Origin of the sequence: Flavobacterium cryoconiti, from assembly GCF_048158645.1 — a bacterium.
GTDB classification, from domain to species: Bacteria; Bacteroidota; Bacteroidia; order Flavobacteriales; family Flavobacteriaceae; genus Flavobacterium; species Flavobacterium cryoconiti.
Genome location: NZ_JBLNKW010000002.1, coordinates 32998 through 55691 on the forward strand (window position 1 = coordinate 32998; position 22694 = coordinate 55691).

The following is a 22694-nucleotide window of genomic DNA, read 5'->3' on the forward strand; positions in this document are numbered from 1 at the left end:
TATACTTATATACCATTTTTATATCTTAAAAAAGATATTTAGTACCAATATCACAACAAAAAACACTTTTTTACATTCTGAAAAAATGTTAATTTTTAATAAATAATTCTTAAAATGATAATTTTATAGTCATAAACTTATATTTTTTCTATGAATAATTAATAATCAAACTTTATTTTCTACTAAACAATTACGACTCAATAAAAAGGAGGCATTTTAACTCAAAATTCAAAAAGAAACAGGGGCAAATATCTTCTTCTAAAATCTAATCTTAAGGAATAAACAAACATAATATTGTTGTTATTTCTAAAAATAAGGCATAAAAAAAGCCTTTTAAGGGCTTCTTTTTTATTAAAATCAATAATTATAAAATTATAAATCCTGTATAGGAGCATATTTAGGTACCAACAACTTCATAATTGACCAAGCCAAGAGATAAGCTATTGCACAAAAAATAAAAACAAAGGTATAACCCGTTTTAATTTCTCCTAAAACCTCATAATGATCAATTAATGCGCCTGCCGTTTTTGTAACTAGAACCCCTCCGATTCCTCCAGCCATTCCTCCGATTCCAACCACAGAACCTATCGTTTTTTTAGGAAACATATCGGAAACAGTAGTATAAACATTTGCAGACCAAGCCTGATGGGCCGAAGCTCCAAAACCTATTAAAATTACCGGGATCCAATAACTAATATAACCTAAAGGTTGCGCCAGTAATACCACCAGCGGAATTAAGGCAATGATTAACATCGCTTTCATTCTCCCGTCATAAGGCGTAAAACCCTTTTTTATAAAATAAACAGGAAACCAACCTCCACCAATACTACCAACCATTGTCATGCTATATAAAACAGCTAAGGGTAAAACGATAGCAGTCCCTATCATATTAAACTCTGCTTCAAGGTATTTTGGCAACCAAAATAGGAAGAACCACCAAACACCATCTGTCAAAAATTTTCCAAATACAAAAGCCCAAGTTTGACGATAACCTAATAATCTAATCCAAGCAACCTTTTCTTCTGTTTCGACTATCTGAATAATAGTAGCGTCATTTTCCCCAGAGATATAATCAAATTCTTCTTTAGATAATTTCTTTTGATTTTCAGGTTTTTCATATAAAGCATTCCAAAATAAAATCCACATAAAACCTATTGCACCAACTGCTATAAAGGCACTTTGCCAACCCCAATGCATCGCAATCCACGGAACCGTTAGTGGTGCTAATATAGCACCAACATTTGAACCTGAATTGAATATGCCTGTTGCCAAAGCACGTTCACTTTTTGGAAAATATTCAGCTGTTACTTTAATTGCCGCAGGAAAATTTCCCGACTCACCAAAACCCAAAACTGCTCTGGAAACCATAAAACCCGCAATCGATATAGGAACTGCGCTGATTCCAACCCAAGCCAAAATATTGGTAAAAATACCTCCAATAGCGATTGAATACGCATGCATTATAGCTCCAATTGACCAAATAGAAATTGCCAGAATATAGCCCCATTTTGTTCCTAATTTATCGATAATCCTACCCGCAAAAAGCATGGATATTGCATAAACAAATTGAAATACTGCGGTAACATTAGCATAATCAGTATTGGACCAATTAAATTCTTTCGATAAGGCTGGAGCCAATAAACTAAGTACTTGTCTGTCTAAATAATTGACTGTCGTAGCAAAAAATAAGAGTCCACAAATTGTCCAACGATAATTTTTAATTTTAGTGTTCATTTGTGGTTATTTTTAAATAGTTTAAAGCATTATTAAAACAAATATTTTCAACCATTTTACCAATAAAAATAGCGTCATCCGGAAGCAATCCTTTTTCCATTTCATCCCCAAGCATATTACATACAATGCGTCGGAAATAATCATGACGAGAAAAAGACATAAAACTTCTTGAATCAGTAACCATACCAACAAATCGGCTCAATAACCCAAAATTAGATAACACATTTAACTGATTTTCCATTCCTTGCTTTTGATCTAAAAACCACCAAGCAGCCCCATATTGCATTTTTCCGGGAATTGGCCCCTCATTGAAGTTAGCTACCATTGCGGCCACCATCTCGCTTTCACTCGAATTAAGATTGTAAACAATAGTTTTTGTTAATCCATTAGCCAGATTAAGTGTATCGAAAAATCGAGACATTTTTTCGGCAGTATTTGGAGATCCAACAGAATCAAAACCGTTATCAGGACCTAATTCCTGATTCATTCTGCTGTTATTGTTTCGAATCGCACCTACGTGAAACTGTTGTGTCCAGGATTTTTCATTATTCATTAATGCCAGTTTCAAAAGCATAGCTGATTTGTACTTGTCTATTTCTAAATCACTAAGCTTTTTCCCTTCCCTTGCTTTATCAAAAATTGCTGCAACCTCATCTACCGTAAAATCTTCAGCATAATAAGTTCCATGCCCGTGATCAGATATACGACCTCCCATTTCGTGAAAGAAATCATGACGAAGCTGGATAGCATTCACAAAAGATTCAAAATTATTGATAACATAGCCTACGCTTTTTTCAAGTTTAGCAATCCATCCCAAAAATTCTGTTCTATTTTCAATATTAACAGCTTTATCAGGTCTAAAAGTAGGAACAACCGTTATCTCAAATTTATCGTCCTGAAGCTGTTTGTGATACTGTAAATTATCAGTAGGGTCATCAGTTGTTCCTACTACTTTTACATTCATTTTACGCAATAAATTTTTGACGCTAAAATTTGGAGTCTGCAATAAGGCTGAACAGGTATTAAAAATAGTTTCCGCATTTTCACCATTTAAAAGTTCCTCAATTCCAAAATAAATTTTTAACTCCATGTGTGTCCAATGGTACAATGGATTTCTTAAAGTATACGGAACTGTTTCTCCCCACTTTTTGAATTTCTCCAAATCAGTTGCATCACCTGTAATGTATTTTTCATCAATTCCGTTTGCTCGCATAGCTCTCCATTTGTAATGATCCCCTTCAATCCACATCTGGGTGATATTTTCAAACTGGCGGTCTTCTGCTATGTCTTTTGGAGACAAATGATTATGAAAGTCTAAAATAGGTTGCGTTTTAGCATACTCTTTATAAAGCGTAATTGCTGTCGGACTATTTAACAAAAAATCGTCTGAAATAAATGGTTTTTTAGACATAACTATTTTAATTAAATAGACTTTTTTCAATTCCCATTTCTAGACCTCGCAACTCGGCAAGACCTCTCAAACGACCAATTGCTGAATAGCCTGGATTTGTTTTTTTATTTAAATCATCCAACATTTGATGTCCGTGGTCAGGACGCATTGGGATGATTCTTTTCGTTTCTTTTTGTTTTTTTAGAATAGATTTTACCACTTCATACATATCTACATCACCTTCTAAATGATTGGCTTCATAGAAATTTCCTTCTGCATCACGTTGGGTACTTCTAAGATGAATAAAATTCATTTTATCTCCATGACGATCTATAATACCCGGCAAATCATTTTTAGCAATAACTCCGTAAGACCCCGTGCACATACAAAATCCATTTGACGGTGAATCAATTGCATTTAGTAATTGTATTAAATCTGCTTCGGTACTTACTACTCGAGGCAAACCTAAAATTGGATAAGGAGGATCATCCGGATGAATAGCCATTAAAACGCCTACACTCTCTGCTACTGGAATGATTTCACGCAAGAAATAATATAAATTTTTTTTCAATTTATTGGCATCAATACCATCATACCCTTGAAGTACTTTTAAGAAATCTTCAACAGTATAGGATTCTTCTGCACCGGGCAAACCTGCAATAATATTTTGTTGCAATTTTACTTTATCAGCATTGGTTAACTTTTCAAAAGTAGCTTTCGCTTTTACTTGCTGTGCTTCAGAATAAGTAGTTTCTGCTCCAGGTCTTTTTAGAATGAATAATTCAAAAGCAGCAAATTCATTGATGTCAAATCGAAGTGCTTTAGAGCCATCCGGCATTTCATAAGACAAATCAGTTCTAGACCAATCTAAAACGGGCATAAAATTATAGCAAACAGTATAAATACCACACGCTGCCAAGTTTTTAATACTTTGCTTGTAGTTTTCTATATATTTCAAATAATCACCCGATTGTTTTTTGATATCCTCGTGAACTGGAATACTTTCTACCACTGAAAAAGTTAATCCTGCAGCTTCCACTTCATTTTTTCTCTTCATGATTTCATCCAATTCCCACACTTGTCCATTTTTAATATGGTGTAAGGCAGTAACAATTCCGGTTGCACCAGCTTGTCTAGCGTCAGATAATTTCACAGGATCATTTGGTCCGTACCATCTCCATGTTTGTTCCATAACTTATAACGTTTTAATTTTATTAAATACTTGTAGCTGCAAAACCACCATCAACATGAACAACGATTCCAGTTACGAATTTGGACATGTCACTGCATAAAAACAATAGAACTCCATCTAAATCTTCTGGAACACCAAATCTTCCCATTGGAGTGTGTTCAATTATTTTTTCTCCTCTTGGTGTCAAATCACCCTCTGGAGAAAGTAATAATGCTCTGTTTTGTTCACCAATAAAAAATCCTGGCGCAATTGCATTTACACGCAGTCCTTCGCCGTATTTCCCAGCTAATTCAACTGACATCCATTTAGTGAAGTTATCAATGGCTGCTTTTGAAGCCGAATAACCCACCACTCTAGACAAAGGTCTTTGAGCAGATGCAGATGAAATATTGATGATAATTCCTGATTTTTGGTTAGCAAAAATTTCTGAAAACACTTGGGAAGGCAGCATGGTTCCAATGATATTCAAATCCAATACCTTTTGCAAATGAGCCAATTGCATGTCATAAATCGCTTGATCTGGACCAATCGTTGCTCCAGGCATATTTCCCCCTGCTGCATTAATCAAAATATCCAAACGACCGTATTTTTCCATAACAAAATCTCTTGTTGCTTCCAGGTCTTCTTTGTTCAGCACATTAGATTTTACTGCAAAGGCTTCACCTCCTACTGCAACTACTCTAGCAACGGTAGCTTCAGCTTCTTCTAATGTGAGCCCCATGATCCCTGTTATAACCCCTTGTTTAGCTAATACAATAGCCATATTACTTCCTAGAACACCACCACCACCGGTGATAAGTGCCACTTTTCCTTTTAGATTAAATAAATCATTCATGCTTATATTATTTATTTGTTTTTTATTGTTTGAATTAAATTCAAAACTGTAATGGTATTATTTTCAATAGATTGATAATCCTTTCCATCCATTAATGTGTTACTGATCAATTTACTACCCATACCCACTGCACAAACTCCTGCTTTATACCAAGCTTCAATACTTTCCCTAGTTGCATCAACTCCTCCAGTAGGCATGAATAAAAGATTTGGAAAAACATCTTTAATCGTATTCAAAAATTCTATTCCAAGTATGTTCCCGGGAAATAATTTAACGAATCGTATCCCAGCATTTTCAGCAGCAATAATATCCGAAGGGGTCATACAACCTGGCCCGTAAAAAATATCATTACTTAGTGTATAGCTTGCAATTTCGGGAACAAAACCAGGACTTATTATAAAATCAGCTCCCGCTTGAAGATATTCTTTAGCTTGGTTCAATTTTTTGATTGTACCAATACCTAGTAACAAATCGGGCATTTCTAAATTTCTTAATTGAACAAGTGCTTTAAAGTTATTTAAGGCTGTATCTCCTCTGTGTGTATATTCTACTGCTTTTATTCCCGCTTTGTAGATCGCTTTAAGCACTTCTATGCTTACTGTTTCATCTGTATTAAAATACAAAGGCAGTACTCCCTGTTTAATAATAGTATCTGTTACTTGTTGGATATTTTTCATTTCCTTATGTTTATATCTTAATTTTTAGTACTAATTTTTTAATTTCTCCAGCTCCAATCATGGGAACGTGAACATCCTCTGGAAAAAAAATAGCAAATTGATCTTTTGCTAATTCGAAAAAAAAATCAGGTGCGTCATTAAAAAATCGCACGTCTTTTTCCGAATTATAATCACCATTAGGCAGTACACATTTCTGTCTGGACTTCCATCCAAAAGTTTCTTTTCCTTTGATACAATACTGAATATCAATATTCTTATCATGACATTCAAACTTTGACAAAGCAGTTTCTCTAGACACTCCTTGGAATGTTGCTACAAATGCCTTTACGTTTTCAAAATCACCAACAGTACCATCTTCTGTTTTTTCAAAATTGTTATGGTTCTTAATGAATTCAAATGCTTCCTTAAAACAAGGATGTATACTAAAATATTTTGAAGCATTTTCTAAAGTATCTATAATCATAAATGCATTTTTTATCGTTGAACTCTAACACTTCCTTCACCTTTCATTAAATCTAACACTTCATTTAAAGATGCGTGATTAAGATCCCCAGGAATAGTATGTTTAATTACGCTGGCAGCAACTGCAAACTCAGCAGTATCCTGCGTTGACATACCCGTTACCAGACCATAAATTAAACCACTTGCAAAAGAGTCTCCTGTACCAACACGATCTACAATTCTGACATCATATTTCTTGGTCTCGTAAAATTCAGAGCCATCATAAACCAAAGCACTAAAACTATTATCACTCGCGCTATGACTTTCTCGTAAAGAAGTGGCTATAAATTTGAATCCAAACTTTTCTTTCATTTGTTTGAAAATATCCTTAAAACCGGCAATAGTAATTCTACCATCTACGACATCACTTTCTTTTGGTTCAAAACCCAAAGTTGTATCAGCTCCGATGCAAACATCCACATATTGGCAAATTCCTCTCAATACCTCAGCAGCTTTTTCTTTACTCCATATTTTTTTTCTATAATTAATATCGATGCTGGTAGTAATCCCCTTTGCTTTTGCAGCTTTCAAAACAGATTCGGTTAATGCTGCAGCCTTATCACTCAAGGCAGGAGTAATCCCACTCGTATGAAACCATTGGGCACCTTCTAAAACAGCATCAATGTCAAACTCCTCTATATTAAAATCAGTAATGGAAGATCCTGCTCTATCATAAATAACCTGAGAGGCTCGCAAAGAAGCGCCTGGTTCCAAAAAATAAATTCCCAAACGATTACCTCCTTTAACTATAAATTGAGTATCTACACCAAAACGTCGTAAATGATTAATTGCCGATTGACCAATAGCGTTATCAGGCACTTTTGTAATAAAAGTCCCTTGCAACCCATAATTACACATAGCAGCTGCAACATTAGCTTCTGCTCCACCATAAGTGGCATCAAATGTTTCCGATTGAACAAAACGTTTATGATCTTGTGTTGACAATCTCAACATAATTTCACCTAGAGTTACAACTTTCTTAATCATCGTATTTAATTTTTTATTTGATCTTTAAAGCGATTATTTTAAATTACATTTAAACCTATTATGACTAAAAAACTATAGAAATAATTAAATACGTGTCCGTACACGTATTTTTAATATATTTGTCTACTTTTAAGAGAGAAAAATAAAAGTATTCTCTCTTAAATTAATCATCAAGAAGATAAAAATCAATTCGTGTACGGACACGGAACATGACAAATATATAATAAAATTTCAATCATGCAAAAAAATATTATATTATGTTAAAGAAATAAAAAATATTTATGCATTGATAAGTATTGATTTTTTTCTTAACCAATGATACAATTAAGACTTTTGTAAATTAAAAAAAAACATTATTTTTGATTTCACTTATGAAAAGTGAAATTTTATCATAACCTTAAACTAAACGATTATTATTACAATTAAAAAAATTGCTCAACTTGCTGCTGTTTCTGAGGGAACAGTAGATAGGATTATACATAATCGAGGACAAGTTACACAAGAGAACATTGATAAAGTTAATGCCATTATAAAAGAATATGGCTATAAAAAGAACATTTTTGCAAGCAGTCTCGCTTTTAACAAAAAGTTCAAATTTGCAGTTTTCTTACCTAAAAATGAGGGCCTTGAATATTGGGAAATTCCAATTAATGGTATTGAAAGAGCAGAAAATGAATTTGAAAAATTTGGAGTAACTCTAGATTATTATTATTACAAATACAACTCAAATTCATTCAAAAAAATAGCTTCAAAATTATTAGAGCAAAAATATGATGGTATTTTATTTGCTCCTATCTTTCATGAGGAATCAATTTTATTTTTAAATCAATGTAAAAAGAAAAATATTCCGGTAGTCATGATTGACTCTAATATAAAAGAAGTTGACAGTTTTGCCTATATAGGTCAAGATGCTTTTCAAAGTGGGTATCTCGCAGGAAGACTAGTTTGCTATAATTCGCCTTTGGAAAATAATGTTTTAATAATAAAAATTACTCGCGAAATAGAAAGTACCTCCGTATATCTGCAACGAATTAAGGGATTCTATTCTTTTTTTGAAGATCATAAAGAATTTGCTAACTTTAAGTTTTCAGAAATTAGATTGAAAGACTCCGGACAAAAACAACTAAACTTAAAAATGTTTGAAGGAATTGATACCATTTTTATTCCAAATTCAAGATCATATATTGTTGCTGAATTTTTAAATAAAAATAAACTAAATCACATTAAATTAGTCGGTTATGATTTATTACAGGAAAATGTAAAATATCTAAAAGATGGGGTTATTGATTTTTTAATAAATCAAAAACCGGAACAACAAGGTTATTTGGGTGTTGAATATTTATATAAAAAAATTATACTCAAAGAAAATGTTGAAAATACTTATTATATGCCTTTGGAAATAATTATTAAGGAGAATTTTTCCAATAACCATGAAAATATTTAAAATACTAATTTTTATAATCTATAAGCTAATCGGAGCTTGAAAAAAGGTGATACAAATTAGAATATACAACAATACTAACTCGGCAAAAAAATTAAATAACCCCTAAATTAATCAAAATAGTTAATTATCTTTTCAAATTAGTAATACTTTTTTATGTTGGTCCACTTCATTTAAGTGGATATGCAAATAAAAAATGGGCATCAAGTTAAGCTACATTTTTGTAATTAAATTCGTAAATAGTTGCATAATTCAAAGTTGAATGCCTTCTTTTTTTGTTGTACCAAATTTCGATGTATTCAAAAATTTCTAGTTTCATTTGTTTTTTAGAAATGAGTTTGTTCCCGTAAATTAATACCGTTTTTAATGATTTAAAGAAACTTTCTGCTACTGCATTAACCCAACAATTGCTTTTTCTGGACATACTTTGAATAATTTTTTATAAGAATTTAGAACATTTGTAAATTTATTATTAGCATACTGAACCCCTCTATCAGATTTAAATATTAATACCGCTTCTACAGTTCTATTTCGAGTTGCCATTCGCCAAGCTGACAATATGGTGTCTTGCGTGCTCATTGTGTCACTTAAACTCTACGGCTACTATTACGATTCTTTTATAATAAAAGGTTCCATATAAGTAATTAATTTAAAAATGAGGCTGTTATAAAACTATCAAAATAAAGTACGAATATTTTGAAGCAATAAAAACCAATACAGAAAAAAAACCTAAATTATTTTTTTCCTATTCTAATATTACCCACAACCTTTACAGCTATTTTGTTCTCTAAAAATAATTAAGTAAATTTGAGAAATAGAATTTAACTTTAATAACTTTCCACATAGCCTGTTTCTTTAAATCATGTATAAATTGGTTTATGAATTGTCTAGTAAGGGTAATATTTACGTTACAAGTTATAGTGCCTGATTTTTCTTGTTTTTTACTCTAGTTTTTAAAAGTGTTCGACTATGAATAAAAGTTCGACAGTCGAACTCTAACGTCTCCTTTATGTACATCTTTTTACCTGTAAAAAACTTAGAATTATTGAAAAACGTTAAAAACAGTTAGCTAAATATTTTAAACTTAAAAAATAATTTTTGAATTAAATTATTTAAATATATAAAAATCAATTAGTTACATCATAATTTTAAGCTGTCAAAAAAAGTTAAAATCGGAATAAGGTGTTCGATTGTAATCCCGGCGACTCCACAAAAAAGCCTGTAAACTCAATGTTTACAGGCTTTTTTAATGTTAAAACTTAATAAAATAAGTTACTCACAAGTGTTTACTTTCACAATTTCGTAATTTATAAAAAACTAACGATCCTATTGTTTAGGGTACTTTCCAATTTTATTTTAATAACATTCTTTCTGTAATTGTTCTATTTGAGGAAGTATCAATTCCGGTAACTTCGGCATACTTTACATTTGGTAACCAAAAAGAACCTCCTTCAATGCGCACAAATATTTTTTCTACCTGTATTTTTTTCTGATTTACATTTACAAAAACATGATATTTTTGATCTGAATCTATCTTTTTCAAGGTTAAGGGTAACTTTTTATACGATACAAATTGAAGCTCAAACTCCTCATTATTTACCGTTTTACTTTCTATTCCGTATGCAAATTTGCGTTGTACATAACTAAAATCTTTTTTTTCTCCTTTCTCAGCATATCGAATCCAATACGCTTTTATAGGATTGCTTTTGTCTATTTTTCCATTTTCCTGGTAATTTATGGCATAAATAGCAGTGTTTATATTTGGGTCTCGCTGAATGTAAAATAGCATATTATCTATATTTTTAGGCGTAGGGAAATGTAATGGCAATGGATTTTTGGATTGTGCCAATAGATTTCCAGAAAATATACTCACTAATAAAATTGTTATAACGATTAGTGATTTTGTAAAATTTTTAAATTGTAATTTATTCATAACTAAATTTTTATTCTCTAATTTGATTGGATTACGTTCTGTTTTTTATTTACCTTAAAAACCCAATATTTAATCAGTGGATAATTAAATCCATAAGAAACAAAACTATCCGTGATTAATCTTCCGATTCTATAATCGATTTGAAATACTTTTTGCAAAATAAGCGTACCAAATGATTTTAAGGAAATGCTTCCCAATACAACCAACGCAAATTTAAACAGCTGACTATTTATGTGGTTGCTATAACCCGATTGATTTTTAAATACCCAAAATCTATTGATGCTGAAATTGATTATTGCACCAACGGTTCCAGAGATTAGAATAGAAAAAGTAAAATGTAATTTAAATACTTCTGTTAATAAAATCATTAAGCCATAATCGGTAATGCCACCTAAAAATGCTGCAACTTGTGCTCGTAGAAAAGTGAAAATGGATTTTTTCGTGAACATATCAGTCTGGGTTTTTATCTTTTAAATCGCCCAACTTTAAAAGTTTTAAGCTATCTATAATGTTGATTATAAATAAAATAATGGTGATTAAGCCAGCCAAATAGGTAATTGATCCACGAAATAAAACTTCTATAATTAAAATAAAAGCAATAATAAATCTAAGTTCTGTTGGGCCAACAAAGCCAGAATCTATACTGTATTCATTTGTAATTTTGTAGCGTAACTGGCTGATGATGATAGACCAACCATACAATGCGACAAAAGCAAAGGCTACTATTTGTGTGCCATTTTTAGCATAAATGTAGTAGCCAAAGCCTATAAGTACAATACCAATCCAATCGGCAATAATATCGAGTGCAAAACCATACCAACGGCGTGGAATATTTCTATAATAAGCCAATCTTCCATCTAAAGAATCGCCTAACCAATTTATAACCAAACCGATAATACCCAAAAGCAAATACCCGTTTGTTAAATAAGCACCTAAAACAAAAGCTAAAAAAATTAATCCCGAACCAAGTGTACCAATTAAAGTGAGTAAGTTTGGCGAAATAAATTTAGGCACCTTTGGAAGCAAAAATACAATCGTTAACTGTTCTGCTTTTTTTAAAATATTAGTTCGCTTACGGTCTGAAAATGTCCTTTGTACAATTGCACTATTATCTTCAACCTGTGTTTCTTTTCCCATTAATAACCCAATATTAGTAAGCCTGACAGTATAGCCAATTCTAGTTTTATAATTTTCAATTTTATTTTTCTTTGCGTATTTTTAAAAAAATAGGTGGTTCTTTTTAGCTTACCTGATCTAACCAGATAACTAAATGCTAGGATAATTAGCATAATTATTTAACAATACCCGCAAAACGTTGATAGAAAACCGTTGGACTATTCTCATCTTTAGGAGTATATTTTCCTGCTATAATTGGAATATAAATAACTCTTCTTCTGCTTTCTTCACCACGGATAGATGATTCTGCAACTCTGTGCCACAAACGGCCATCGTGAATGGTTAAATCTCCAGCTTCTGGATTGATGGAAATTTCCTCTGGATCGGCTTTATTATCTAAAAAGTACTTTTTACGGAAAAGCATTTGATAAATACTTTGCTTGTGAGTACCCGGAATGATTTTAAGACCGCCGTTTTCGGGTTTTAAAGTACTTAAGTGGATACCCACATTTAGCATCGGGTTTAATTTTGCACCATAAAAAATATCTCTCAAACCATCAGTATGCCAACCCATTTTAGCAAACTTACTTTCTGGCCCATTGATATAATGATTGAAAACCATTCCGTCTTTTTCTTCGGTGCCTAATCTTGCGCCATCGCCTGCCAATGGTAATAAACCATTAAATCTTGGATCAAGTAGAAGACCGCTTAAGGTTTGATGATGTTGATTGATAAAAGCAAAACGTTGTACAATAGGAGAACCATCTAAATCTTTTCCATATTTAATTGGAACACCGTTTACTTTTTGAAGATCATTGTCAATCCATTTTTGCTCCACTTGTTTCGAGGCATCAATGATTGATGAAACAGTTTCCGGATTTATAAATTTTTTGAAATGAATAAAGCCATATTGGTTAAAAAAGTTAATTTGCTCAGCAGTTAATTGCTCAGTAAGAGTAAAGGTTTTATAAGAAGATACCATGATAAATAGATTTAATAAATGAAATAATAGTGTTTGTAATTTTATCTGAGATTAGCAACAGCAACAACAACACATTCGCATATTTGCGTGCATTCTGTTTTCAGATAAATTAAACATATTTCTTTTATTATACATACTCTATGGAATTAGTCGATATTTATGCAAATCTAATATAATTTCTCATTTGCAAAGAATATTTTTTATTTTTTTTTAAAAAAATTAAATTTTATAAATCCCAGCTGCAGTTTTTTCGATAAATGCCTTTGGTAGTATACGGTTGGCATAAACCGAAATGATGTTTGTAAAACCTGGAATAACTTCTGATTTTTTGTTGAACATGGCTTTTACTGCAATTTTTGCAACTTCATCAGGCTGCATATTAAACTTTTCAGCCATTTTGCTAAAAGCGTTTAAACCAGCTCTTGCAGCAAAACCAGTATCAACCGGGCCCGGACTAAAACAGGTTACTGAAATTGAAGTTTGGGCAAGTTCGAAACGCAAGGCACGGGTAAACGATAAAACAAAAGCCTTTGAAGCTGAATAAACAGCCAGCGTAGGTACAGCTTGGTAAGCAGCAGTACTCGATATGTTTAAAATGTAAGCTTGTTTTTCTTGTGAAAGTATAGGTACTAATAAATGTGAAAGTTCTACAACTACATTCATGTTAAGTTGCATCATGCCAAGCTGATCGGTTAGAGAAGACTGACTAAAATCGCCCCAAACACCATAACCAGCATTATTAACTAAAAAGCCAACCTGATAATTATTCATTTTTATCCAATCGGTTACTTTTAGCGATGCACCATTTATCGAAAGATCAATCGATAAAACAGGAGCATTGATGTTGTATTTAACTTGAAGATCATCAGATAGTGCTTTTAATTCCTCGTCACTTCTTGCAACAAGTAATAGTGGATAACCCTGTTTAGCCAATTCATAAGCAATAGATTTTCCGATGCCTTTGCTGGCGCCAGTAATTAAGGCATATGGTTTAGTTTTTTCGCTCATTTTATTAATTTATTCATCAAATATAAAGATTAATTAATTCTTATATATTAACGCATTAGATAAACAGTACAATTCCCTCTTTCTCCGCAAAAGTAAAAACCTAAAACTTTTGTTTCAGGTTTTTACTTTTTTAGTCCTGAAATATTCACATTAAAAGATAAATTTAATTATGTAATTTTTTCTATTACTCTATCCCTAAAGTGTTCGACCATTGTAAAGAGTTCGATAGTCGAACTCAAACTTCTCTTTTAACGACAACTTTTTACCTTTAAAAAACCTAGAATTATTAAAAAACGTCAAAAACACTTAGTTAAAAATTTTCAACTTAAAAAGTAATTATCAAAAAATAATATTTTAAACAACTTAAAATCAATATATTACATCATAATTTTAAGCTATCAAAAAAAGTTAAGATCGGTATAAGGTGTTCGATTGTAGTTCCAGCGACTCCACTAATTCATTTTCAATTGAAACCAAAATCCTGTAAATCTTAGGATTTACAGGCTTTTTCGTTTTTATTAATTTCAAAAATTATCATTAAATCATAATCGGAAGGGTGCAAATTCGGGGTCATAAATTAATTTAAAAAAATGTCCCCGATTTTCAGATTAGACATTGTTTAATAAGGGGTTTGAATACTGAACATCTTGACAATAGAATATTTAAAGTCGAAATTTAAAAACTTCAAAAGTCACCACATTATGAAAAACAAAATTGCAATACTTTTTTATACAAAAAGTTCTAGAGTATTAAAAAATGGTTTACTACCGATTTATTTAAGAATTACGATTGACGGAGTTCGAATTGAAATAAGCACTTCAAAGTATGTTGAAAATTCAAAATGGTCAGTAGCAGCAGGCAAAATTAAAGGCAATTCAGAAGAAGCCCATACAATTAATAGTTATCTAGATATTCTAAGAAACAAAGTTTATGAAACTGAAAAGTCAATGATTAACAACAATCAAGAGATTTTTGCCAGTAGTTGCAAAAACAAGTTTATGGGTGTTAAAAAAAATGTTGATTCCTATTTATTGATAAGGATTGTGGCATAAAAATGACTTTAAATTTAGGAAGGTTTACTCTAATCCTTCCAAAAATCCAGTATGTGCACTTTTTAGAGCAAAATTTGAATCATACAATAAAGGCCAATCGTTTCCTGTGTGATTTAAATCAGTGCTATATGGAATCCAAGATTCATTATCTTTAAATCCCCAAACTGTTAAGGCATATTTGTTTGCTGCAGGAAGCGCATTGTATATTTTGACAATCTCTTTGTATTTTTCTTTTTGAGCTAATCTTCTTTCATTGGTAAAAGAGCTAATGTCATTTGCTGGATTCACTTGTATATCTAACTCAGAAACATGAATTTTTAGACCTTTAGCAACAGCTCTATTAATATCAGTTTCGATTTGAGTTTTGGTTGGACTTAAATACGTGTTATGCATTTGAAAACCTACTCCATCAATAAGATTACTTGCTTTTAAATCATCTATTATTGAAAACATTTTATTTTGTTTAGGAATATTAGTCGAAGTAGCATAATCATTATAAAACAATAATAAGTTTTTATCGCCTGCCGCATTTGCTGCATCTCTAGCCCATTTAAAGCAATCTTTAATATAGTTTGGTCCCATTCTTTGAAGAAAAACAGTATTTCTCAAGTTGACACTATTGTCATCGACTGCTTCGTTTACTACATCCCAGGATTTTACTTTTCCTGCATAATGAGTAACAACATCTGTAATGTATTTTTTTACTTCGGCAGTAAATTCTGCATCGGTACCAGAAAAATTAGTTAACCAACTTGGCACTGCAACGTGCCATACCAAGGCATGACCATGAACATTGATACCATTAGCATTTCCGTAAGCAACAATTTTATCTGCGGCAGCCCAGTTGTAAACTCCACTTGCAGTTGAAATTGGATTCATTTTCATTTCATATTCTGCAGAAATGCTACTAAATTCATTTTTTAAAATTGCATCATATTTGCTTCCACTGTCTAATTGATTTGCCTTTACAGCCATACCTACAAAAAATGGATTTGGTAATTTATTTGCCTTAACTTTTAGAAAAGTAGGATTCTCAGGAACGTTACTTGTACCCGTCGTTACAACACTAATTACATTTGAATAATTAGAAATCTGCGAGTCCCTTTTAGCTCTAACTCTGTAAAAATACTGAGTTCCACTATTTAAACCCACAACCATTTCATTTAAATCAGATACAGATTTTGAATTGTAATTTGGAACAAAAGTTGTAAAATCAGCACTGGTAGAAACATCCAAAAGGTAACTTTGAGCGTTGGAAACAAAAACCCATTTCGCTTTAAAACCAGTATCATTTATCTCTGTGGCCGCATTTGCGATAGGAGTAGTTAAAGTATCAGCAATTATGTTATCCTCTTTTGAACAAGAATTCAAAAAAAACATAATGCTAGTTAAAATCAGTAAAAAGTTATATTTCATTTTTTTTATATTTTAGAATACATTCAAGAAAAATATTCTTTATTATTTACGTACTTTAATTTGCGAATTCTACAACACAAAAGGTTGCATTTGACTACAACCTTTTGAAGTAAAAAATCAAACTTAAAACCAATAAATTATTTGTAACGGACCTTAATATTATCGTATTTTATTGCGCTGGGATTAGGTGTATCACCTTGAGCGATTCCAACCTTAATTTCATTAACCTTAGAAGCATCCAACGTCGCAGCTGAATTGCCCCCAAACCCATAATTATCCTTAAAATCGGCTAACGTTATTGCCTTAGTAGACCAATTTAAATCCGTAATTTTGAAATTATATCCGTAATTTATGCCATCAATAGTATTCAATTGAATGGCAAATTGTACTCCTACAACATTTGCACTTACATCAATATCTATAAAAGTTCTTGTTGCATCTGTATTTGTTGTGCTCAAGAAATTAGCTCCTCCGCCAGCGCTGCTACCGTTGTAACCATTTGCAGTTGAGCCTGTCCAAGTTAGGGTTGCATAATTACCTGTTGGTCCGCCCGCAGTACTTGCATTAAAAGAAGCAACATCCCCATAAGAGCTCCAAGCCTCTCTGGATCCGCCTCCATCAAAATTAGATACGAGTATTACTTTTTCAAAATCAATTGATTTTTTCACTGTGCCTCCTGGAGTAGTAATTGCCAATTCTGCACCTGAAACTGCGTTTGACGGCAAACCAATAATAATTGAAGAAGATGAATTTACGGTATAACTTACTGCTTTTCCTCCTACTGTTACCGAAGAAACATTATAAAACCAAGTACCTTCAATTGCCAAAGGAAAACCTGGTGTTGCCACAGCTGGTATGGTTTTAACAATAGTTGGATTAGGCTGTAAAATCTCTATATCCTTAGTAACCGAACCCGTTGCGGTTACAAATGTGATGGGTTGTACTCCAAATCTACTTCCTAGTTTATCATCAAAAGGAATAGTGAAAATAAACGCTTTATCTGAATTATAGGTAGGGTTAAAACTGATATCAATTTTATTGTCCAGAGTAATTTTTTTTAATCCGGACAATCCCTCACCTTCCACTCTAATTTTCCTGAGTGGAAAAGTTTGATTTAGTAAATCACCCGGTTCAGAAACCATTGCATCTACGTTTGCAGTAACTACATCGTCATTTTGACATCCTGTAAAAGAAGCCAAAACCAAAAGAATTATAATGCTATATTTTATTTTATTGTTCATCATATAAAAATTAATTAAAGTTAAAAGGAACTGGAGGTTCTAGCAATGATGGATTAGTATCTATTGCAGATTGTGGTAAAGGCAATTCAAAATAACCGCTTGTTGGAGTTATCTTTCTAGAAACTAAAACTGTTCTGTCATCATCAGAATAAAAACCAACTTCCTGCTGCGAAATAATTGCTGTTGCTTCAAGCAAACCACGACGTTTTAAGTCAAAGAAATATTGTCCTTCAAGTGCAAACTCAATTCGTCTTTCATTAAACAATTCGTCTCTTGTAAGTAATGCTTTAGTTGGTAATCCTGCTCTAGTTCTCACTTCGTTGAAGGCTTTTAGTGCTGATGGTTCTGTTGTAGAATTGGCTCCAGCCAAAACCGCTTCGGCATACATTAATAAAATATCGGAGTATCTTAGTATAATTGTGTTTTGTGATGTTCTCATAAAAAACACATCGTTTCTTTCTGCAGCTGAACCTACAATATACTTTCTGAAATTAGCTGCCGTAGAAGAGAGTATTTTTTTATACTTGAAACCACCTTGATTTTTTAACAATTCAGGATAAAAGTCACCATCGGTCATGATAGTATTCTTTTTTCTGCTATCCTTTGGTTCAAATCCTGCTTGCAATGAAATAGAAGGTAAGTAAACTCCCCATCCGTCACCGCCACCAGTTATTCCAGTACCTCCCGGAACTATGTACGCCTGATTTGTATTTTGAGTTCCCCATTCTGTAGCAATAGCTTTCCATTGTAGCGCAAACATACTCTCGGCACTATTATTGTTTTCTGGACTGCTAAATAAGTTACCATATTCTTGAATTAGAGAATATTGTTTTCCCATAATTTCTTGGGTTAAACTAGCACATGCTACATATTCGTGTAGCGTTAAATGTACTTTTGCAAGAACACCCATGGCTACCGTTTTATTGACGTACCCTTTTTTTGTTGAAGTTTCAGGTAAATTTGCAGCGGCATATTCTAAATCTAGTTTTATAAATTTATAAACATCCTCTACACGATTTCTTTTTGGTTGTGCTGCAGAACCAGCTTTATCAACGATAGGCACAGCTCCAAAAGTTCTCACCAAATAGAAATAAGCATTTGCTCTCATAAATCGTGATATTGCTATCGCATTTTTATAGGATGCTTCTGGTAATTCGCTTTTTCGGTCTTCAACCAACTTCATTAAATTATTTGATTGATCGACAACCGAAAATAAAGAAACATATCCTTCTGTTAAAATTGGGTTTTGTGAGGTTACCTGAGCATTTAGAAATTGCGCAAAAGCACCATCAAATGTAAAAGCATTACCGGCGTACATATCTCCTATAGCAATTAAGAATTTATCATTAAAAGTAAACCAAGGCTTGAAATACAAACTCTCGGCGATTCCATCAAAAGCAGTAATTCCTTCCGGTAAATCACTTGGTGTTAATTGATTTTCGGATGGCGCATCCAAAAATTCATCTGAACAAGAAAACAAAGACAGCAATGGTATGAGCATTCCCATCATAAAAAATTTAAAAAGTTTTTGCATAACTATTATTTTTTTATAATGACTATTAATCATTAAGTTAAATACTATTTTATTGAAATTTTAGAATTTTAAATCTACTCCTACAGAAGTCGTTCTTGGAACAGGGTATCTCCCTAAATCAATACCACTCAATGTTATATTTTGATCTAAATTTCCTAAAGCAGGATCAAATCCAGAATATTTTGTAAACGTGTACAGATTTTGCACATTTACATAAAATCTCACATTAGAGAAAATAGATTTTTCGAAAATCGTACTAGGTAAATCATAGCTCAAAGAAACATTTTGAATTCTTAGATAAGAACCATCTTCAACAAATCTGTTCGAAATTCTACCATTTCCATTTGGATCAGTAAGTGTAATTCTTGGCACATTTGTATTTTCGTTTACACCTGTTTCAAACGCATTTAAAACATCAGTACTTACGTTTCCGTATCGATCTCCAAATCCTGGAAAAATACCATCGGTATAATGGCGCGTAAAATTGTAGATTTCGTTACCTTGACTTCCTGTTAAAACAATTCCTAAAGTGATATTTTTATATTTAAAATTATTCGTAAATGAATACGTAAAATCAGGAATTGCACTTCCTAGAGCTGTTTGATCTTTAGCGTCAATTTTTCCATCTCCATTAAGATCCTTATAACGAATATCACCAACAGCCGTTCCTGTTTCCTGAGTAGGTCCTGATGCTAATTCCGCATCATTTTTAAACAATCCGTCAGTAACATATCCATAAAATTGTCCTACTGGTTGTCCTACGGTAGTTTTAGTAACAGTATATAAATCGAATTGTACTTTTCCTAATAAAGATTTACCATCACCTTGAAAGCTAGTTAACTCATTATTGTATTTTGATAAAATAATAGTACTATCCCAAGTAAAATTATCTGTTACGATATTTTTTGTATTTAATGTAAATTCTATTCCTTTAGTTTCAATTTTACCGGTATTCAAATAGTAGTTAAGAGCACTTTGATTGGATTCGTCGTTGATTTGTTTTGTTAAGAAATCGGAAGAATTTTTAATATAATAATCAAATCCAAACTTTACTCTATTATTAAGCATATCTAAATCAAGACCAGCATTGAAAGATTTTAGAGACTCCCATTTAATATCAGGATTACCTAAGTTATCAATTGTTGGAGAGGAACCTCCAAATGGAGATGGAGTTAGAGTTAAAATGGTTTGGTATCTATTGGCTGGAATATTTTGATTTCCTACCGAACCGTAACCAACTCTAAACTTCATATAATTTATGGTATTTGATAATGGCTCAAAGAACTTTTCGTTACTCACAGTCCAACCTCCGGAAAATGATGGAAAATAACCCCATTTATTATTAGGACCAAAGTTTGAAGAAGCATCAGCTCTTAAAGAAGCTGAAAAAGAATATCTGTCAGAAAAACTATAATTTAATCTCGAAATATAAGAAGTCATGGACCATCTGCCAGAACCATTTCCATTCAAAGCAGTATCAATATCACCTAAGTTTAAGTTGGTAAAATTTTTATTTAAAAAATCTCCAGTTCTATAGCCGCTTAAATATTCATATTGACTTTCCTGAGCTTCCTGACCTAATAAAAAAGTAAAATTGTGTTTCTCGTTTATTGTTTTATTATAGGTCAAATAATTTTTAATACTCCAATAAAAGCTTTGATCCATCTGTTTGAAAGATTTGTTTAAAAGTTCGGACACATTTCCTAAAGTATAGGCAGGAGCAAAAGAACTGCTTTTTACAAAATTCAAATCATATCCCAATTCTGATCTAAAAACCAATCCTTTCGTAAGAGTGAAATCAGCAAATAAATTTCCATTGATCTTATACCTTTCATTTTCTGCATTATTGTATTCAGACAAAGCAATTGGATTAGTCGCCTCATTTGCCGAAGAACCTAAACCAGAGACAGGACCAGCAAAAGAGCCATCAGCATATCTAACTGGTAATTCGGGAGATTGTCTTAGTGTATTCATGACTAAACCACCTCTATCATCGTTTCTTACTACTTTTTGAGACGACTTACTCACTGCAACATTATTGCCAATTTTCAACCAGGATTTAACATTAGAATCTACATTTAATCGCATGGATATTCTGTTGAAATCTGAATTTAGAACAATTCCTTCCTGATCAAAATAATTTAAAGAAGTATAATATCTTGTTCCATCTTTTTCACCTGAGAATGACAACTGATGATTGTACATTATAGCAGTTCTAAAAAGTTCGTCCTGCCAGTTTGTTCCATTGCCTAATAAGTCAGGTTTTTGATATTGAAACGGAATAGGCTCGCCATTTAATGCAAAAATTTTTGTTTGATACTTAGCATATTGTGGTAAGTTTAAAACATCAACAAATTTTGTTGCTTCTTGAGTTGCTAAATACGTTTCGTATGCAAATGTCGATTTCCCTTTTTTTCCTTTTTTGGTTGTAATCAAAACAACTCCATTTGCACCATTTGCACCGTAGATTGCCGTTGAAGAAGCATCTTTTAAAATATCAATAGATTCAATATCCGCAATATTCAAACTAGACAAAGCCGAATTTTTAGTTTGTCCGCTTCCTCCTCCTAATGCGCTAAATGCAAAAGAATCATTATTCTTATCTGCAAATATTGGTGTTCCATCTATAACATACAATGGTTCGTTGCCATTTATAGAAGTAATACCCCTAATTTGAACAGAGATCCCTCCTCCAGGCGTACCTGAATTTTGAGTCACATTCACACCTGCTGCTTTTCCTACAAGTGCTTGATCAATAGAAGTAAAAGGCTTGTCTTGAATTTCTGAAGCTTTTATAGATGAAATTGCCCCTGTTAAATCCTTTCTTTTTGCCGTTCCGTAACCAATGACAACAACTTCATTTAATGTTTTTATGTCTTCTTTTAGACTTACATTTAATACTGATTTGCCATCAGATGTTATCTCTTTTGTTTCGAAACCAATGAAACTAAATACGATTTTAGATTTTGGCGGAACTTTGTCTAATGTAAAAGAACCATCAAAACCAGTTGTGATACTTATAGCAGTTCCTTTGACTGCAACATTAACGCCAGGCAAAGGCATCCCTGCCGATTCCACTTTGCCTTTAATTGTCTGTCCGAAAAAGGAAAATCCAGACAGTATTAAAACTAGCGTTACTAATTTTTTAAATAGTGTTTTTTTCATGAAAAATTTGTTTTGGTTAGTTTTTTTTAGTGCTTGTACATCTTCTAATAATCAATATTTTGAATTTCTTTCCTTAAGGGTAAATTTCTTTTTTAGGAAAATAAAATTCAAATATTTTAAAAAATATACATGTCCAAAACTACCGTGTTCACTACCGAAATTATAACACGCATGATGCATAATCTAGCAAATTTGTTGCAGAAATGATCCAAAAACTCATTAATTACAGCCTATGACAGATTGATAATGCAAAATGTTTTTTTGTCACATTCATACAAAAACACCGGTATTAATTTATTATCAAAAAGAATTATAGAGATAAATGTCTTTTTGATAATAGTTAAGGAAATTGTAATGAATATAAGAGGGGCAATATAATTTAATGATTCTATCTAGTTTTAAAAGACGTGATAGGAGGACTGTTTTCCTATTTATATTGACTTTATAATAGAAGTTTTTAGCGTCAATTTATATTTATAAGTGCTATAAT

Annotated in this window: 20 protein-coding genes; 2 read left to right on the forward strand and 18 right to left on the reverse strand. The window is 32.1% G+C overall.

The window, feature by feature from the left end; translation table 11 throughout:
- Window positions 1-372 precede the first annotated feature (372 nt).
- From ACM55H_RS03140 to ACM55H_RS03170, 7 genes are read right to left on the reverse strand one after another with little or no spacing between them, the layout of a single operon-like run.
- On the reverse strand, window positions 373-1734 hold the full coding sequence (locus ACM55H_RS03140; protein ID WP_416835121.1) for an MFS transporter: 1362 nt from the start codon (window positions 1732-1734) through the stop codon (window positions 373-375).
- Window positions 1724-3145 carry a glucuronate isomerase gene (uxaC, locus tag ACM55H_RS03145; protein WP_416835122.1) on the reverse strand — a complete coding sequence of 474 codons (1422 nt, stop codon included), beginning with the start codon at window positions 3143-3145 and terminating at the stop codon, window positions 1724-1726. Before uxaC ends, ACM55H_RS03140 begins: the two co-directional genes overlap by 11 nt.
- Before the next feature lie 7 nt (window positions 3146-3152).
- Window positions 3153-4316: a mannonate dehydratase gene (uxuA, locus tag ACM55H_RS03150; protein ID WP_416835123.1), complete on the reverse strand. Its 1164-nt coding sequence runs from the start codon at window positions 4314-4316 to the stop codon at window positions 3153-3155.
- 22 nt (window positions 4317-4338) lie between these two features.
- Entirely contained in the window at window positions 4339-5151 is an 813-nt protein-coding gene (locus ACM55H_RS03155) for an SDR family oxidoreductase (RefSeq protein WP_416835124.1), read from the reverse strand.
- Between the two features lie 11 nt (window positions 5152-5162).
- The gene (locus ACM55H_RS03160; RefSeq protein WP_416835125.1) at window positions 5163-5828 is read right to left on the reverse strand and encodes a beta/alpha barrel domain-containing protein; all 666 of its coding nucleotides are present in this window, start codon (window positions 5826-5828) and stop codon (window positions 5163-5165) included.
- Between the two features lie 10 nt (window positions 5829-5838).
- The gene (locus ACM55H_RS03165) at window positions 5839-6291 is read right to left on the reverse strand and encodes a NanQ anomerase/TabA/YiaL family protein (protein WP_416835126.1); all 453 of its coding nucleotides are present in this window, start codon (window positions 6289-6291) and stop codon (window positions 5839-5841) included.
- An 11-nt stretch (window positions 6292-6302) separates the two neighbouring features.
- Complete coding sequence (locus ACM55H_RS03170) at window positions 6303-7316, reverse strand: PfkB family carbohydrate kinase (protein WP_416835127.1); 1014 nt, start codon at window positions 7314-7316, stop codon at window positions 6303-6305.
- 430 nt (window positions 7317-7746) lie between these two features.
- Between ACM55H_RS03170 and ACM55H_RS03175 the strand changes: the two genes are divergently transcribed.
- Window positions 7747-8760 (forward strand): substrate-binding domain-containing protein, encoded by a 1014-nt coding sequence (locus ACM55H_RS03175; RefSeq protein ID WP_416835462.1) that lies wholly within the window; start codon window positions 7747-7749, stop codon window positions 8758-8760.
- Window positions 8761-8965: 205 nt separating this feature from the next.
- On the opposite strand, the gene ACM55H_RS03180 is transcribed toward ACM55H_RS03175, so the two are convergent.
- The 7 genes from ACM55H_RS03180 to ACM55H_RS03210 all read right to left on the reverse strand — a co-directional run bounded on the left by ACM55H_RS03180 (window position 8966) and on the right by ACM55H_RS03210 (window position 13796).
- Complete coding sequence (locus ACM55H_RS03180; protein ID WP_416835128.1) at window positions 8966-9181, reverse strand: IS3 family transposase; 216 nt, start codon at window positions 9179-9181, stop codon at window positions 8966-8968.
- Window positions 9145-9336 (reverse strand): hypothetical protein, encoded by a 192-nt coding sequence (locus ACM55H_RS03185; RefSeq protein WP_416835129.1) that lies wholly within the window; start codon window positions 9334-9336, stop codon window positions 9145-9147. The genes ACM55H_RS03180 and ACM55H_RS03185 overlap by 37 nt, the downstream gene beginning before the upstream one ends.
- Window positions 9337-10108: 772 nt before the next feature.
- The gene (locus ACM55H_RS03190) at window positions 10109-10690 is read right to left on the reverse strand and encodes a DUF4833 domain-containing protein (protein ID WP_416835130.1); all 582 of its coding nucleotides are present in this window, start codon (window positions 10688-10690) and stop codon (window positions 10109-10111) included.
- A 17-nt stretch (window positions 10691-10707) separates the two neighbouring features.
- On the reverse strand, window positions 10708-11139 hold the full coding sequence (locus ACM55H_RS03195; protein WP_416835131.1) for a GtrA family protein: 432 nt from the start codon (window positions 11137-11139) through the stop codon (window positions 10708-10710).
- 1 nt (window position 11140) lies between these two features.
- The gene (locus tag ACM55H_RS03200; RefSeq protein WP_416835132.1) at window positions 11141-11827 is read right to left on the reverse strand and encodes a CDP-alcohol phosphatidyltransferase family protein; all 687 of its coding nucleotides are present in this window, start codon (window positions 11825-11827) and stop codon (window positions 11141-11143) included.
- 154 nt (window positions 11828-11981) lie between these two features.
- On the reverse strand, window positions 11982-12788 hold the full coding sequence (locus tag ACM55H_RS03205; protein WP_416835133.1) for a phytanoyl-CoA dioxygenase family protein: 807 nt from the start codon (window positions 12786-12788) through the stop codon (window positions 11982-11984).
- A 219-nt stretch (window positions 12789-13007) separates the two neighbouring features.
- Window positions 13008-13796 (reverse strand): SDR family NAD(P)-dependent oxidoreductase, encoded by a 789-nt coding sequence (locus ACM55H_RS03210; protein WP_416835134.1) that lies wholly within the window; start codon window positions 13794-13796, stop codon window positions 13008-13010.
- Between the two features lie 701 nt (window positions 13797-14497).
- On the opposite strand from ACM55H_RS03210, the gene ACM55H_RS03215 reads away from it, so the two are divergent.
- The gene (locus ACM55H_RS03215; protein ID WP_416835135.1) at window positions 14498-14848 is read left to right on the forward strand and encodes an Arm DNA-binding domain-containing protein; all 351 of its coding nucleotides are present in this window, start codon (window positions 14498-14500) and stop codon (window positions 14846-14848) included.
- Window positions 14849-14872: 24 nt separating this feature from the next.
- On the opposite strand, the gene ACM55H_RS03220 is transcribed toward ACM55H_RS03215, so the two are convergent.
- From ACM55H_RS03220 to ACM55H_RS03235, 4 genes are all read right to left on the reverse strand, one after another.
- Window positions 14873-16264 (reverse strand): endo-1,4-beta-xylanase, encoded by a 1392-nt coding sequence (locus ACM55H_RS03220; protein WP_416835136.1) that lies wholly within the window; start codon window positions 16262-16264, stop codon window positions 14873-14875.
- 137 nt (window positions 16265-16401) lie between these two features.
- Window positions 16402-17508 carry a hypothetical protein gene (locus tag ACM55H_RS03225; protein ID WP_416835137.1) on the reverse strand — a complete coding sequence of 369 codons (1107 nt, stop codon included), beginning with the start codon at window positions 17506-17508 and terminating at the stop codon, window positions 16402-16404.
- Window positions 17509-17515: 7 nt separating this feature from the next.
- Window positions 17516-19039: a RagB/SusD family nutrient uptake outer membrane protein gene (locus ACM55H_RS03230; RefSeq protein WP_416835138.1), complete on the reverse strand. Its 1524-nt coding sequence runs from the start codon at window positions 19037-19039 to the stop codon at window positions 17516-17518.
- A 60-nt stretch (window positions 19040-19099) separates the two neighbouring features.
- Window positions 19100-22204: a SusC/RagA family TonB-linked outer membrane protein gene (locus ACM55H_RS03235; RefSeq protein WP_416835139.1), complete on the reverse strand. Its 3105-nt coding sequence runs from the start codon at window positions 22202-22204 to the stop codon at window positions 19100-19102.
- Window positions 22205-22694: the final 490 nt, after the last annotated feature.